The sequence below is a fragment of the Streptomyces sp. BK208 genome (assembly GCF_004364245.1).
Taxonomy (GTDB): Bacteria; Actinomycetota; Actinomycetes; order Streptomycetales; family Streptomycetaceae; genus Streptomyces.
The window spans coordinates 340,100-355,454 of the sequence record NZ_SOAV01000005.1 but is presented as its reverse complement, the minus strand read 5'-3'; the positions used below and the strand labels follow the sequence as shown (position 1 = coordinate 355,454).

The 15,355-nt window shown below is 71.9% G+C and carries 9 protein-coding genes; 6 read left to right on the top strand and 3 right to left on the bottom strand.

Annotation, left to right across the window (positions count from 1 at the left end; genetic code table 11):
• Positions 1 to 206 precede the first annotated feature (206 nt).
• The gene (locus tag EV562_RS15215) at positions 207 to 998 is read left to right on the top strand and encodes a protein phosphatase 2C domain-containing protein (protein ID WP_133887329.1); all 792 of its coding nucleotides are present in this window, start codon (positions 207 to 209) and stop codon (positions 996 to 998) included.
• Between the two features lie 30 nt (positions 999 to 1,028).
• Here EV562_RS15215 and EV562_RS15210 read toward each other — a convergent pair whose 3' ends face one another.
• Positions 1,029 to 1,523, bottom strand: coding sequence for a MarR family transcriptional regulator (locus EV562_RS15210; protein ID WP_133887328.1), 495 nt, complete (start codon positions 1,521 to 1,523; stop codon positions 1,029 to 1,031).
• Between the two features lie 239 nt (positions 1,524 to 1,762).
• Between EV562_RS15210 and EV562_RS15205 the strand changes: the two genes are divergently transcribed.
• Positions 1,763 to 2,590: a lysozyme gene (locus EV562_RS15205; protein WP_133887327.1), complete on the top strand. Its 828-nt coding sequence runs from the start codon at positions 1,763 to 1,765 to the stop codon at positions 2,588 to 2,590.
• 275 nt (positions 2,591 to 2,865) lie between these two features.
• On the opposite strand, the gene lon is transcribed toward EV562_RS15205, so the two are convergent.
• The gene (gene lon / locus EV562_RS15200) at positions 2,866 to 5,310 is read right to left on the bottom strand and encodes an endopeptidase La (RefSeq protein ID WP_133887326.1); all 2,445 of its coding nucleotides are present in this window, start codon (positions 5,308 to 5,310) and stop codon (positions 2,866 to 2,868) included.
• A 174-nt stretch (positions 5,311 to 5,484) separates the two neighbouring features.
• Here lon and EV562_RS15195 point away from each other — a divergent pair, with 174 nt between their 5' ends.
• The 4 genes from EV562_RS15195 (at position 5,485) to EV562_RS15180 (ending at position 12,262) form a co-directional block, all read left to right on the top strand.
• Positions 5,485 to 6,183 (top strand): spermidine synthase, encoded by a 699-nt coding sequence (locus EV562_RS15195; protein WP_133887325.1) that lies wholly within the window; start codon positions 5,485 to 5,487, stop codon positions 6,181 to 6,183.
• A 112-nt stretch (positions 6,184 to 6,295) separates the two neighbouring features.
• On the top strand, positions 6,296 to 7,030 hold the full coding sequence (locus EV562_RS15190; protein ID WP_003973686.1) for a response regulator transcription factor: 735 nt from the start codon (positions 6,296 to 6,298) through the stop codon (positions 7,028 to 7,030).
• Positions 7,027 to 8,151: an ATP-binding protein gene (locus EV562_RS15185; protein WP_133887324.1), complete on the top strand. Its 1,125-nt coding sequence runs from the start codon at positions 7,027 to 7,029 to the stop codon at positions 8,149 to 8,151. The genes EV562_RS15190 and EV562_RS15185 overlap by 4 nt, the downstream gene beginning before the upstream one ends.
• A gap of 280 nt (positions 8,152 to 8,431) precedes the next feature.
• Positions 8,432 to 12,262 (top strand): multifunctional oxoglutarate decarboxylase/oxoglutarate dehydrogenase thiamine pyrophosphate-binding subunit/dihydrolipoyllysine-residue succinyltransferase subunit, encoded by a 3,831-nt coding sequence (locus EV562_RS15180; RefSeq protein WP_133887323.1) that lies wholly within the window; start codon positions 8,432 to 8,434, stop codon positions 12,260 to 12,262.
• Positions 12,263 to 12,344: 82 nt separating this feature from the next.
• Here EV562_RS15180 and fxsT read toward each other — a convergent pair whose 3' ends face one another.
• Entirely contained in the window at positions 12,345 to 15,347 is a 3,003-nt protein-coding gene (gene fxsT, locus EV562_RS15175) for an FxSxx-COOH system tetratricopeptide repeat protein (RefSeq protein ID WP_133887322.1), read from the bottom strand.
• Between the last annotated feature and the right edge of the window lie 8 nt (positions 15,348 to 15,355).

Sequence of the window (15,355 nt, the reverse complement as noted above, 5' to 3'; positions counted from 1 at the left end):
GAGCAAGTTCCCCTGGCTCGTGCCGAACGGCCGTCCGGTGAGCCGGTTGGACGTCTGCGACAGGCGGTGGCACTATGTGCCGCCACGCGCCGTCCGGGGATGGGATTCCATCCCAAATCCGGCGCCTGACCTGCGCCACTGCGGTGATCCCGGGGAAGTTGCCAGCCTTTTGCGAACACTGTGAAGGGGTCGTGCAGACTGGCCGGATGCGAACGGAACTCGCCTCGGAACCTGGCCTCGCCGACCAGCCCAACGAGGACTTCGCGAGCGTCGCGCTGCCCGCCTCGGGGCAGGGCGGCTCGCTGGTCGTGCTGGACGGTGTGACACCGCCGCGGACCCCGACGGGCTGTCTGCATTCCGTGCCCTGGTTCACGGCGCGCCTCGGTGGAGCACTGACCGAACTGACCGCTTCACTCCCGGATCTTCCCCTCACCGAAACCCTGTCCCGCGCCATCGCTCGTACCGCGGCAGCCCACGCGGAAACCTGTGACCTTTCTCACCCGCGTACCCCGCAGGCAACCGTGGTTCTCGCCCGCTGGTCCCCGGCCTCGGTCGAGTACCTGGTCCTGTCCGACTCGGCCCTGCTCCTGGAGGCCCCGGACGGCGCCCTCACGGCCGTGCTGGACGACCGGCTCTCCCGGCTGCCCCGCTCGGCCCTCGTGAGCGACGCGGTGATCGACGCCGAGCTGCGCAACAAGGAGGGCGGGTTCTTCACGGCCGCGGCCGACCCGGAGGTGGCGGCGCGCGCCGTGACGGGGGCGCTGCCGCGCGGCGCGGTGCGGACGGTGGCGGCGCTGACGGACGGCGCGGCGCGGTGGGTGGAGCGGTTCGGGGAGGGCGACTGGGCCGACTGCCTCGCGCTGGTGCGCAAGCAGGGGGCGCAGGCCCTGGTGGACCGGGTCCGGGAGCTGGAGCGGGCGGACGCGGAGGGCCAGCGCGCCTTCCTCGGACGCGGCAAGGCGCACGACGACGCGACGGTGGTCTACGCCGAGCTGTGAGGCGGGCGGCGTCGCCGCCGGGGTCCGGCGCTACTTCTCCATGCCCCGGTTGAGTTCGTGCAGCAGCCGGGCCAGCTCCGTCACCTCGCGCGGGTCCCAGTCGGAGAGCCGGCCGGCGTACCGGGCGCGGCGGGCCTCCCGGACCCGGCCGACGCGGTCCTGGCCTTCCTGGGTCAGGGTGACCAGCCAGGCCCGGCCGTCGGCGGGGTCCGGCTCGCGGGCGACGAGCCCGAGTTCCTCCAGGGCGCGCAACTGGCGGGACATCGTCGCCTTCCCGACGCCGATATAGGCGGCGAGGTCGGTGGCGCGCTGGCCGCCGCACTCCCCGAGCCGGACGAGCAGGCCGTACGCGGACGGCTCCAGGTCGGGGTGGACCTCCCGGGCCATCTCGCCCTGGTTGGCCCTGGCCCGCCGCAGCAGGACGGTCAACTCCCGCTCCAGGGCCAGGAACTCCGGCTGGTTCACACCACTGCCGGACAGGTGGGATCCAACTCCGCGACCGCCCCCGTTGCCGTCTTCGTGCACGTCAGCCCCTGCCTCGATTTTCGGGTCCTGAAAGTTTCCGCCATGCGCCGCCATCGCCGCAGCTCGACAAGTATTTCGCAGGCTTAGACCAACGGCGGCTCCCGGCCCCTCTTCCCCCGCCCCGTTCTACGTGCGTAGCGTCTTCACCGGACCCCCGGATGGCATGCGCACGCCAGACGCGGGTTCTCCCCACTCGCGCTTCCCCCACCGAGCACCACCGAGCCATCGGAGGGCACGTCATGCTCGTGCACAGATCCGGATCGGCCCGCGGACGGCGCTTCGCCGTCACCGGCATCCTGCTCGCCGCGTTCTCCCTCGTGTTCACGCTCCCCGCCGACGCCTCGTCGTCCGCGGACGTCCCGGCCCGCGGCTCCGCCCACATGGGCATGGGCGTCGCGGCCCACGACGGCGAGCACGGCACCCCCGTCCCGGGCCGCGCGGCTCAGACCGAGGGCGTCGACGTCTCCAGCCACCAGGGCAACGTCGCCTGGTCGACGCTGTGGAACAGCGGCGTCCGGTGGGCCTACGCCAAGGCCACCGAGGGGACGTACTACACCAACCCGTACTTCGCCCAGCAGTACAACGGCTCCTACAACGTCGGCATGATCCGCGGCGCGTACCACTTCGCCACGCCGGACACGACGAACGGCGCCACCCAGGCCAACTACTTCGTCGATCACGGCGGCGGCTGGTCCCGGGACGGCAGGACGCTGCCGGGCGCGCTGGACATCGAGTGGAACCCGTACGGGGCCGCCTGCTACGGCAAGACGCAGAGCGCGATGGTGACCTGGATCCAGGAGTTCCTGAACCAGTACAAGGCCCGCACCGGCCGGGACGCCGTCATCTACACGGCCACCAGCTGGTGGACCCAGTGCACCGGCAACTACGGCGGCTTCGCGGCGAACAACCCGCTGTGGATCGCCCGGTACGCGACGGCGGTGGGGACGCTGCCGGCCGGCTGGGCCTACCAGACGATGTGGCAGTACACGTCGTCCGGCCCGACGGTCGGCGACCACAACAAGTTCAACGGCGCACTGGACCGCGTGCAGGCACTCGCGAACGGCTGAGCGGCTCACCCTCCGGCCGGGGGTACGGGGGTCGCCCCCGGACAGACACAGCAACGGCGCACTGGACCGCGTGCAGGCACTCGCGAACGGCTGAGCGGCACACCCTCCGGCCGGGGGCCCGGGGGTCACCCCCGGACAGACACAGCAACGGCGCACTGGACCGCGTGCAGGCACTCGCCAACGGCTGACGGCGCCGCCAAGGCAGAGCGAAGGCCCGGACCCACACGGAGTCCGGGCCTTCCCCTTTCTCATCCGGCCGCGCCCTCCCCCAGTGCTCAAAGCCTGGGAGGTACCCCCATCGCCGCGACCGGAACCTCGGGCCGCGCACCGTTCGTCGCCGGTGCGAGCGCCAGTTCCAGGACCTGGCGGACGTCGGTGACGGCGTGGACGTCGAGCTTGTCCATCACCTCCGCCGGGACGTCGTCCAGGTCGGGCTCGTTGCGCTTGGGGATGATCACCGTGGTGATCCCCGCCCGGTGCGCGGCGAGCAGCTTCTGCTTGACCCCGCCGATCGGCAGCACCCGCCCGGTCAACGACACCTCGCCGGTCATCGCCACGTCGGTGCGGACCAGCCGGCCCGACAGGAGCGAGGCGAGGGCCGTGGTCATGGTGACGCCGGCGCTCGGGCCGTCCTTGGGGACCGCGCCCGCCGGGAAGTGGATGTGCGCTCCCCGGTCCTTGAGGTCGCCGACCGGCAGCTCCAGCTCGGCGCCGTGGCTGCGCAGGAAGCTCAGCGCGATCTGCGCCGACTCCTTCATCACGTCGCCGAGCTGACCGGTGAGGGTCAGACCCGCCGCGCCCGTCTCCGGGTCGGCCAGCGACGCCTCGACGTACAGCACGTCGCCGCCCGCGCCGGTCACCGCGAGGCCGGTGGCCACGCCGGGCACCGCGGTGCGCCGCTCCGCCGGGTCCTGGGCGGACTCGGGCACGTGGTGCGGCCGGCCGATCAGAGCACGCAGGTCGCCTTCGGTGACGGTGAACGGCAGCTTGCGCTCGCCCAGTTCGTGCTGGGCGGCCACCTTGCGCAGCAACCGCGCGATGGACCGCTCCAGAGTGCGTACGCCCGCCTCGCGGGTGTACTCGCCCGCCAGCTTGCGCAGCGCGCCCTCGTCGACGGTGACCTCGTCGGCGTCGAGTCCGGCCCGCTCCAGCTGGCGCGGGAGCAGGTGGTCCCGGGCGATGACGACCTTCTCGTCCTCGGTGTAGCCGTCGAGGCGGACCAGCTCCATACGGTCGAGCAGGGCCTCGGGGATGGCCTCCAGGACGTTGGCGGTGGCGAGGAAGACCACGTCGGACAGGTCCAGCTCGACCTCCAGGTAGTGGTCCCGGAAGGTGTGGTTCTGGGCCGGGTCGAGGACCTCCAGGAGGGCGGCGGCCGGGTCGCCCCGGAAGTCCGAGCCCACCTTGTCGATCTCGTCGAGCAGGACGACCGGGTTCATGGAGCCCGCCTCCTTGATCGCCCGCACGATCCGGCCCGGCAGCGCGCCGACGTACGTGCGCCGGTGGCCGCGGATCTCGGCCTCGTCGCGGACGCCGCCGAGGGCGACGCGGACGAACTTCCGGCCCATCGCGTGGGCGACGGACTCGCCGAGCGAGGTCTTGCCGACGCCGGGCGGCCCGACCAGGGCCAGCACCGCGCCGCCGCGCCTGCCGCCGACCACGCCGAGGCCCCGGTCGCCGCGCCGCTTGCGCACCGCGAGGTACTCGGTGATGCGCTCCTTCACGTCCTCCAGGCCCGCGTGCTCGGCGTCGAGCACGGCCTGGGCGCCCTGGATGTCGTAGGCGTCCTCGGTGCGCTCGCTCCACGGCATCTCCAGGACCGTGTCGAGCCAGGTGCGGATCCAGGAGCCCTCGGGCGACTGGTCGGAGGAGCGCTCCAGCTTGTCGACCTCCTTGAGGGCGGCCTCGCGGACCTTCTCGGGCAGGTCGGCGGCCTCGACCCGGGCGCGGTAGTCGTCGTTCTCCTCGCCGTCCCGTTCGCCGTTCAGCTCGCGCAGTTCCTTGCGCACGGCTTCCAGCTGGCGGCGCAGCAGGAACTCGCGCTGCTGCTTGTCGACGCCCTCCTGGACGTCCTTCGCGATGGTCTCGGCCACGTCCTGCTCGGCCAGGTGGTCGCGCAGCTGCTGCGTGGCGAGCTTCAGCCGGGCGACCGGGTCGGTGGTCTCCAGCAGCTCGACCTTCTGCTCGGTGGTGAGGAAGGGCGAGTAGCCGGAGTTGTCGGCGAGCGCGGACACGTCGTCGATGGCCTGGACCCGGTCGACGACCTGCCAGGCGCCGCGCTTGCGCAGCCAGGCGGTGGCGAGCGCCTTGTACTCCGTCACCAGCTCGGCGACCTGGCCGGGCAGCGGGTCGGGGACGGTCTCGTCGACCCGGGTGCCCTCGACCCACAGCGCGGCGCCCGGGCCGGTGGTGCCGGCGCCGATGCGCACCCGGCCCCGGCCGCGGATGAGGGCGCCGGGATCGCCGTCGGCCAGGCGGCCGACCTGCTCGACGGTGCCGAGCACGCCGGTGGCGGCGTGGGTGCCGTCGATGCGCGGAACGAGAAGGACCCTGGGCTTGCCGGGTTCGGACCTGGCGGCGGCCTGGGCGGCCTCCACCGCGGCCCGTACCTCGGCGTCGCTCAGGTCCAGGGGGACGACCATGCCGGGCAGGACCACTTCGTCGTCGAGCGGCAGCACGGGCAGGGTGAGCGGTGTGAAGGCGGCGGACTCAGCAGCCATGATCTCCCCTTCGGCAGTCAAGTTGAGTTACATGGACTCAATGAAAGGGAGCCCTCGAATGTTCCCCCAGGGGTGTTCGCTCTGAGCGATCACAGCGGGCGGGCGTCCCGGCTCCCGGGAGAGCACCGCGAAACCGACCGCCATTCCCCGCCGGGCGGGTGCCAGGATGGGCCGATGCCCCTGACTCCACACGACTCCCCCGAAGCCCCCGAGGTGCTGGACCGCCGTGACGGCCCGTACGGCGAGGTGGTCCTGCGCCGGCACGGGGGGCTGCTGCAGATCATCGCGAACGGTTGCTTCCTGATGGACACCTCCGACGGGCGCTCGGAGCGGCGCCTGATCGACGCGGCGGCCGACGCGCTGGCCGCCTCCGGCGGGCGGACCGCGCCCCGCCTGCTCATCGGCGGGCTCGGCGTCGGCTTCTCCCTCGTCCACGCGGCCGCCGATCCCCGCTGGGGCCGGATCGCGGTCGTCGAACGCGAGCGCGCGATCATCGGCTGGCACCGCACCGGGCCGCTGGCCGCGCTGTCCGCCGGCGCGCTGGCCGACCCGCGCACGGAGATCGTCGAGGCGGACCTGGTCGCGTACGTCCATGAGACATCCGACACGTACGACGCCCTGTGTCTGGACATCGACAACGGCCCCGGCTGGACCGTCACCGAGGGCAACGACGGGCTGTACGGACCGTCCGGACTTGCGGACTGCGCACGGCTGTTGAGGCCCGGCGGGGTGCTCGCCGTGTGGTCCGCACAGCCCTCTCCGGAATTCGAAGAAACCTTGCGTAATGCCGGTTTCCAGCAGGTGCGTACCGAAGAGATCCCCGTTGCCCGGGGCGTTCCGGACGTCATCCACATCGGCGTCGGGCCTGGATAGCAAAGGCGCGGTGACTCCCCGTACGCTGCTGCCCTGACGCAGATCATTCAAGCGTCAAGCGCAGTCATGGGATCACCCCACGGATTCCGAGAGCACACCTCAGGGGCGGGCGATGGAGCAGACACAGACCTCCCACAACGGCACGGCCACGCAGGGCGCACAGCGCCGGGTGCTGGTGGTCGAGGACGATCAGACGATCGTGGACGCCATCGCGACACGCCTGCGCGCCGAGGGATTCCTGGTGCAGACGGCGGGCGACGGTCCGTCCGCCGTCGACACGGCCGAGGCCTGGCAGCCCGACCTGCTGATCCTCGACATCATGCTGCCCGGCTTCGACGGCCTGGAGGTCTGCCGCCGCGTGCAGGCCCAGCGGCCGGTGCCGGTGCTGATGCTCACCGCGCGCGACGACGAGACGGACATGCTGGTGGGTCTCGGCGTGGGCGCCGACGACTACATGACCAAGCCGTTCTCGATGCGCGAGCTGGCCGCCCGTGTGCACGTGCTGCTGCGGCGGGTGGAGCGGGCCGTGGTGGCCGCCTCGACGCCGCGCAGCGGCATCCTGCGCCTGGGCGAGCTGGAGATCGACCACGCGCAGCGCCGGGTACGGGTGCGCAGCGAGGACGTCCACCTCACGCCGACCGAGTTCGACCTGCTGGTCTGCCTGGCGAACACCCCGCGCGCGGTGCTCTCCCGCGAGCAGCTGCTCGCCGAGGTGTGGGACTGGGCGGACGCCTCCGGCACCCGGACCGTGGACAGCCACATCAAGGCGCTGCGCCGGAAGATCGGCGCCGAGCGCATCCGCACCGTGCACGGCGTGGGCTACGCGCTGGAGACGCCGACGCCATGAGCCGGGGACGGGAAGCCGCACGCAGGAACCCCGGCCGCCGGACCGCCGGGGACCCCTGGGGCGGCGTACGCCCGTTCTCGATCAAGACCAAGCTGGGCGCCCTCGTCGTCACGTCGGTGCTGATCACCACCGGTCTCTCGGTGATCGCGGTGCACACCAAGACGGAGCTGCGCTTCATCACGGTGTTCTCGATGATCGCCACGCTGCTGATCACGCAGTTCGTTGCGCACTCGCTGACCGCGCCGCTGGACGAGATGAACGCCGTCGCCCGGTCCATCTCGCACGGCGACTACACCCGCCGGGTGCGGGAGAACCGCCGCGACGAGCTGGGCGACCTGGCCGTCACCATCAACCGCATGGCCGACGACCTGGAGGCGCAGGACCTCCAGCGCAAGGAGCTGGTGGCGAACGTCTCGCACGAGCTGCGCACCCCGATCGCGGGGCTGCGCGCGGTGCTGGAGAACATCGTCGACGGCGTCACCGAGGCCGACCCGGAGACCATGCGCACGGCCCTCGGGCAGACCGAGCGGCTCGGCCGGCTGGTGGAGACGCTCCTCGACCTCTCCCGCCTGGACAACGGCGTGATACCGCTGCGCAAGCGGCGCTTCGAGGTGTGGCCCTACCTGTCGGGCGTGCTCAAGGAGGCCAACATGGTCGCCTCCGCCCGCGCTGGCATCGCCTCAGGCTCCGGCAGCCACACCCGCACCGACGTGCACCTGGCCCTGGACGTCTTCCCGCCGGAGCTGACCGCGCACGCCGACCCCGAGCGCATCCACCAGGTCGTCGCCAACCTCATCGACAACGCCGTCAAGCACAGTCCGCCGCACGGCCGGGTGACGGTCCGGGCGCGGCGCGGGGAGCTGCCCGAGTCCCTGGAGCTCGAGGTGCTGGACGAGGGCCCCGGCATCCCGCGTTCGGAGTGGCGCCGGGTCTTCGAGCGGTTCAACCGGGGTTCGGTGTCGCGGCCGCACGGTCCGGGCAGCGACGGCGGCACCGGTCTCGGCCTGGCGATCGCGCGCTGGGCGGTCGATCTGCACGGCGGCCGGATCGGGGTGGCCGAATCCGAGCGGGGCTGCCGGATCCTCATCACTCTTCCGGGCCTGCCGTCGACATCCGGTTGACGTAGGGTGCGAAGCGGAGCGTCAAGATCCACTGCATCCGCCCAGGCGGACACGTGTGATCGGGCACGGACCCGCGTTTTCGAGGCGCCGGGTCCCGCTCTCCCGATCCCTCACGCCGCAGAACCTCGCTTGTTTCCCGCCATTTCCAGCGCCGAAACACAGTCCGCGATGTGACTTACGCGACGATGGACGGGCCCGGTCTGACCTTCGGGGTCGGCAAGGCGTAGCCTTGATTCCCGCTGTCCACCATCTTGTGAAGCGGAAGAGGGCGGTTCTCGCCGTGTCGCCACAGTCCCCCAGTAACTCGAGCATCTCGACCGACACCGACCAAGCGGGCACCGCGGGAAAGAACCCCGCGGCCGCGTTCGGTGCCAATGAGTGGCTCGTCGACGAGATCTATCAGCAGTACCTCCAGGACCCGAACTCCGTGGACCGAGCCTGGTGGGACTTCTTCGCCGACTACAAGCCCGGAGCGGCGGCGGCCCAGCCCGCCGCCCCCGCCACCGTGACCACGGACTCCGGCAGCGCGCCGCAGGCCGCCCCCGCCCCGCAGGCGCAGGCCGCCGCCCCGGCCCAGCCGAAGGCGGCCGCCCCGGCGCCCGCCCCCGCGAAGCCGGCCCCGCAGCCCGCCGCTGCCGCGCCCGCCGCCCCGGCCGCGAAGCCCGCCGCCGCACCGGCCAAGCCGGCCGCCAAGCCGCAGGCGAAGGCCGCCGCGCCCGCCAAGGACGCCGACTCCGCGCCCGAGGGCCCGGAGATGGTGACCCTGCGCGGTCCCGCCGCCGCGGTCGCGAAGAACATGAACGCCTCGCTGGAGCTGCCCACGGCCACGTCCGTGCGCGCGGTCCCGGTGAAGCTGCTGTTCGACAACCGCATCGTCATCAACAACCACCTCAAGCGCGCCCGGGGCGGGAAGATCTCCTTCACGCACCTGATCGGCTACGCGATGGTGCAGGCCATCAAGGCCATGCCGGCGATGAACCACTCGTTCGGCGAGAAGGACGGCAAGCCGACCCTGGTCAAGCCGGCCCACATCAACCTCGGTCTCGCCATCGACCTGGTCAAGCCCAACGGCGACCGCCAGCTGGTCGTCGCGGCGATCAAGAAGGCCGAGACGCTGAACTTCTTCGAGTTCTGGCAGGCCTACGAGGACATCGTCCGTCGCGCCCGCGACAACAAGCTGACGATGGACGACTTCACCGGCGTCACCGTCTCCCTGACCAACCCCGGCGGCCTCGGCACCGTCCACTCCGTGCCGCGCCTGATGCCCGGCCAGTCGGTCATCCTGGGCGTCGGCTCCATGGACTACCCGGCGGAGTTCCAGGGCACCAGCCAGGACACCCTGAACAAGCTCGGCATCTCGAAGGTCATGACGCTCACGTCGACCTACGACCACCGGGTCATCCAGGGCGCCGCCTCCGGCGAGTTCCTGCGCCAGGTCGCCAACCTGCTGCTCGGTGAGAACGGCTTCTACGACGAGATCTTCAAGGCGCTGCGCATCCCCTACGAGCCGGTCCGCTGGCTCAAGGACATCGACGCCTCGCACGACGACGACGTCACCAAGGCCGCCCGCGTCTTCGAACTGATCCACTCCTACCGGGTCCGCGGTCACGTCATGGCCGACACCGACCCGCTGGAGTACCAGCAGCGCAAGCACCCCGACCTGGACATCACCGAGCACGGGCTCACCCTGTGGGACCTGGAGCGCGAGTTCGCGGTCGGCGGCTTCGCCGGCAAGTCCCTGATGAAGCTGCGCGACATCCTCGGCGTGCTGCGCGACTCGTACTGCCGCACCACCGGCGTCGAGTTCATGCACATCCAGGACCCGAAGCAGCGCAAGTGGATCCAGGACCGCATCGAGCGCTCGCACACCAAGCCGGAGCGCGAGGAGCAGCTGCGCATCCTGCGCCGCCTCAACGCCGCCGAGGCGTTCGAGACGTTCCTGCAGACCAAGTACGTCGGCCAGAAGCGGTTCTCGCTGGAGGGCGGCGAGTCCGTCATCCCGCTGCTCGACGCGGTCATCGACTCGGCGGCCGAGTCCCGCCTGGACGAGGTCGTCATCGGCATGGCCCACCGCGGCCGGCTGAACGTGCTGGCCAACGTGGTCGGCAAGTCGTACGCGCAGATCTTCCGGGAGTTCGAGGGCAACCTCGACCCGAAGTCGATGCACGGCTCCGGCGACGTGAAGTACCACCTGGGCGCCGAGGGCACCTTCACCGGCCTGGACGGCGAGCAGATCGCCGTCTCGCTGGTCGCCAACCCCTCGCACCTGGAGGCGGTGGACCCGGTCCTGGAGGGCGTCTCGCGCGCCAAGCAGGACATCATCAACAAGGGCGGCACGGACTTCACCGTCCTGCCGGTGGCGATCCACGGCGACGCGGCCTTCGCGGGCCAGGGCGTGGTGGCCGAGACCCTGAACATGTCGCAGCTGCGGGGCTACCGCACCGGCGGCACGGTCCACGTCGTCATCAACAACCAGGTCGGCTTCACCGCCGCCCCTGAGTCCTCCCGCTCGTCCATGTACGCCACCGACGTGGCCCGCATGATCGAGGCCCCGATCTTCCACGTGAACGGCGACGACCCGGAGGCCGTGGTCCGCGTCGCGCGGCTCGCCTTCGAGTTCCGCCAGGCGTTCAACAAGGACGTGGTGATCGACCTCATCTGCTACCGCCGCCGCGGTCACAACGAGTCGGACAACCCGGCCTTCACCCAGCCGCTGATGTACGACCTGATCGACAAGAAGCGCTCGGTGCGCAAGCTGTACACCGAGTCCCTCATCGGTCGCGGCGACATCACCCTGGAGGAGGCCGAGCAGGCGCTCCAGGACTACCAGGGGCAGCTGGAGAAGGTCTTCACCGAGGTCCGCGAGGCCGTCTCGCAGCCGGCCGCCGCCGAGCCGTCGGACCCGCAGGCCGAGTTCCCGGTCGCCGTGAACACCGCGGTGAGCGCCGAGACCGTCAAGCGGATCGCCGAGTCCCAGGTCAACATCCCCGACCACGTCACCATCCACCCGCGTCTGCTGCCGCAGCTGCAGCGCCGCGCGGCGATGGTCGAGGACGGCACGATCGACTGGGGCATGGGCGAGACCCTCGCCGTCGGCTCCCTCCTCCTGGAGGGCGTCCCGGTCCGGCTCACCGGCCAGGACTCGCAGCGCGGCACCTTCGGCCAGCGCCACGCGGTCGTCATCGACCGTGAGACGGGCGACGAGTTCACGCCGCTGCTGTACCTGTCCGAGGACCAGGCCCGGTACAACGTCTACAACTCGCTGCTCTCCGAGTACGCGGTGATGGGCTTCGAGTACGGCTACTCGCTGGCCCGCCCGGACGCGCTGGTGATGTGGGAGGCGCAGTTCGGCGACTTCGTCAACGGCGCGCAGACGGTCGTGGACGAGTTCATCTCGTCGGCCGAGCAGAAGTGGAACCAGACGAGCGGCGTGACGCTCCTGCTCCCGCACGGCTACGAGGGCCAGGGCCCGGACCACTCCTCGGCCCGCCCGGAGCGGTTCCTGCAGCTGTGCGCGCAGAACAACATGACGGTCGCGATGCCGACCCTGCCGTCGAACTACTTCCACCTCCTGCGGTGGCAGGTGCACAACCCGCACCACAAGCCGCTGGTGGTCTTCACCCCGAAGTCGATGCTGCGCCTGAAGGCCGCGGCGTCGAAGGCGGAGGAGTTCACGACGGGCCAGTTCCGCCCGGTCATCGGCGACGACTCGGTCGACGCGGCCGCCGTCAAGAAGGTCGTCTTCTGCGCGGGCAAGGTCTACTACGACCTGGACGCCGAGCGGAAGAAGCGCGGCCTGACGGACACGGCCATCATCCGCATCGAGCGCCTGTACCCGCTGCCGGGTGCCGAGCTCCAGGCGGAGATCGCCAAGTACCCGAACGCCGAGAAGTACCTGTGGGCCCAGGAGGAGCCGGCGAACCAGGGTGCCTGGCCGTTCATCGCGCTCAACCTGATCGACCACCTGGACCTGGCGGTCGGCGCCGACGTCCCGCACGGCGAGCGCCTGCGCCGCATCTCGCGGCCGCACGGCTCGTCCCCGGCCGTGGGTTCCGCCAAGCGGCACCAGGCCGAGCAGGAGCAGCTGGTGCGTGAGGTGTTCGAGGCCTGAGGCCTCGGACGACCCGACCGCACAGGTCTGACCGCAGGGGCCGGTCCCGGAAACGGGGCCGGCCCCCGCGGCCTGTCTCGGGTCAGATCGGCTGGGGTTCGAAGTCCCAGTAGGGGTGCCGGCGCTCCTGGATCTCCCGGATCTGCGGATGACCCGGGCCGAGCAGCGTGGTGAGCCGGGCGGCCACGTCCCGCCGCAGGGCCTCGGCCTCGTCGCGCTCGCCGGTGTCGGCGAGGTCGAGGGCGAGCCCGGCGCGGAGGCTGACGGTCAGGATGTGGTTCTCGCCCAGGGCGCGGACGGAGCGGGCGCAGGCGTCCCGGCCCAGGGCAGCCGCGGCCTCCTTCTCACCGGCGCCGACCAGCGCGGCCACCTCGTTCTTGGCAGAGCCGACGGACCACGGATGGTCCCGGCCCACCGCCTTCTCCATGTGGGCCGTGCACTGCCGGGACAGCTCCAGGGCGCCGCGCACATCACCCGTCTCGCGCATGATCACCGCTACGTTGTCCCGGGCTCCCACGGTGTACGGGTGGTCCTCGCCGAGCTGCGCCGCGTAGTGCGCGGCGGTGGTCTCGGCCAGGCCGCGGGCCTCGTCCGTCTCCCCCAGCTGCCGCAGCAGCATCGCGTAGTCGCAGGAGACCAGGAGCGTCTCGGGGTGCAGGGTGCCGCGGCGGCGCAGCAGCTTGCGCCGCACGCCGCGCATCAGGGCGTGGGCGAACTGCAGGTCGCCGACCCGCCGGGAGCACAGGGCGAGATTGTGCTCCGCGTGCAGGGTCTGGCTGTGGTTGCGGTCGAGGACCTGGCTGTGCAGCCGGGAGTTGTGGCCCTGGATCTCCAGCGCCTCGCGGTAGTTGCCGAGCAGGCGCAGCATCCAGGCGGTGCGCAGGGCGGAGTTGAGAGTGAGCGCGTCCTTGCCGCCGAGGAGTTCCACCCGGGCCTCGAAGATCCTGCGGTGCAGGGCGAGCGACTCCGTGTAGTGGCCCTGGAGGCCGAGGGCCATGGCCAGGTTGCTGCGGACGGTGAGGGTGCGCGGGACCTGCTCGCCGCCCAGCTCGACGGCCGCGGTCTCGGCCGCCTCCTCGAACAGGGCGCGGGCCTCCGCGTACCTGCCGAGGGCCATGAGCGTGCCGCCCAGGCCGTCCTTGGCGCGGATCATCTCGATGGGACGTACACGGCCGGCGGCCTTCAGCCGCCGGACCGTCTCGCGTCCGGTCGCCTCCGCCTCGGTGTACCGGCCCAGCCTGCGCTGCATGTTGGCGAGCTGGTGGACGGCGACCAGGACGGCCCGGTCGGTGTCCTCGGAGGTCCGGCGCCAGCGGTCCACGGCGTGCCGGCTCAGCCGCCGTCCCTCGTCGTACTCGCCGCGCATCCGCAGGTACTCGATGCAGTTGAGGACGAGGTCCCGGACGTCCTCGTCGTCCGAGTCGAGGGCGCCGGAGGGTTCCAGGTGCGGGATGAGCGCGGCGTAGCGGGCCCAGTTGCCCGGCGTGGAGGAGTCGCGGGGGTCGGCGGAGACCAGGAGCCGCCGGGCGGCGGCGGAGTGGCGGGCGGCGTCCTCGGGCGACTGGACGTAGCGCACGAAGCGGTGGAAGAGCCGGTGCATGCGCAGCGTGCCGACGGTCTGGGTGTCCAGCCGGGGACCCTGTTCGTACTCGATGCGCATCGAGGTGATCTCGGAGAGCTTGCGCAGTGCGGAGTTCCAGCTGCTGGGCTCGGCGACCAGGTCCGCCAGCTCGGGCGGCAGGTCGGTGTGCCGGGCGGTCTGCAGCAGCCGTACGGGGACCACCTCGGGCGAGAAGCAGACCAGCAGGTTGAGCAGGTGCCAGGCGGACTCGGAGCCTTCGCGCAGGGTGTTGAGGAGCTTGGCCCAGGCGACCTGGAAGCTCTCCGGGTACTCCCGGGACGGCATCACGCCGAAGCGGTCGGGACGGCCGTCGCGGATGTCCCGCACGTACTCGTCGACGGACATGGCCGGGTTGGTGTCGAGCCACGCGGCGGTCTGGTCGAGCAGCAGCGGTACGTCCTCGACGGCGTCGGCGAGCCGGTCGGCCTGGCCGGCGTCGAGCCGCTCGGTGCGCCGGCCCACGAACGCCACGCTTTCCCGGCGGGCGAAGCCCGCGACCGGGAGGGTCTCCCCCTGCGCCGCCCATTCGCCGCGGTGCGTGGTGACCAGGACGTGTCCGCGTCCCTCCTCGGGGATCAGGTCGATCACCCGGTCCGGGTCGCCTGCGCCGTCCAGCACCAGCAGCCAGGGACGGACCGTGCTGCCGAGCTCCCGGCGCACGGCCTTGATGGTGGCCGCCAGGTCCCCGCCGTCCCCGACGCCCAGCTCGGGCGCCAGGTCGGCGAACTGCTGACGGGCGGTGACGCGCTGCGCGGCGGTGATCCACCAGACGACGTCGTACTCGCCGGCGAACCGGTGGGCGTACTCCAGCGCCAGCTGTGTCTTGCCCACGCCGCCGGGCCCCCGCAGGGCCAGGGTGGCCCCCTCGGCTCCGGCGCCGGCGAGTGCCGCGTACATCTGCTCGAGGAGCTCGGTGCGGCCGATGAACCGGCGGTTGCGGCGCGGGACGCGCCAGACCTCCGGGGGGTCGTCGGGAAAGCGCGGACCGCGGCGCAGGTCGACCAGGACGCCGGGGGCCGGGACCGCCGCGCACTCCAGGACGCGGGCGCGGGCCACCTCGGGGCGCAGGCCGCGCAGTTCGACCGGCGCGAGGGGGGCCACCTCCTCGGGCATCGGCTGCGCGGTGACGCTCACGGCGGCGACGCGTTCGCGGAACCCGGGCAGCACCTCGCGCAGCACCGCCGCCCAGGCCTCGAACCGCTCGGCTCCCAGCCGCTCGTACCAGTCGTCGATGACGAGCAGGATGCGGCCCGGCGCGCCGAGCAGGTCGGTCAGGGCGTGCGCGGCGGGCGGCCGGCGCAGCGGGTTCCACCGCACCAGCGTGGTGGTGCGGCCGGCGGCGCGGACCTGGTGGTCGATCCACTTGGCCCAGGACTCGCTCTGCCCGGCGAAGACCACCGTGACGTGTACCGGCTCCGCCACCATCTCGCTGTCCCCTCGCCCGACCTGGTCACGACTGAGCACAGGTTAGT

Coding starts and splice junctions, on each gene's coding strand:
- lon (WP_133887326.1), bottom strand. CDS start 5,310: ATGGCTGCTGAGTCCGCCGCCTTCACACCGCTCACCCTGCCCGTGCTG.
- EV562_RS15215 (WP_133887329.1), top strand. CDS start 207: ATGCGAACGGAACTCGCCTCGGAACCTGGCCTCGCCGACCAGCCCAAC.
- EV562_RS15185 (WP_133887324.1), top strand. CDS start 7,027: ATGAGCCGGGGACGGGAAGCCGCACGCAGGAACCCCGGCCGCCGGACC.
- EV562_RS15195 (WP_133887325.1), top strand. CDS start 5,485: ATGCCCCTGACTCCACACGACTCCCCCGAAGCCCCCGAGGTGCTGGAC.
- EV562_RS15190 (WP_003973686.1), top strand. CDS start 6,296: ATGGAGCAGACACAGACCTCCCACAACGGCACGGCCACGCAGGGCGCA.
- EV562_RS15205 (WP_133887327.1), top strand. CDS start 1,763: ATGCTCGTGCACAGATCCGGATCGGCCCGCGGACGGCGCTTCGCCGTC.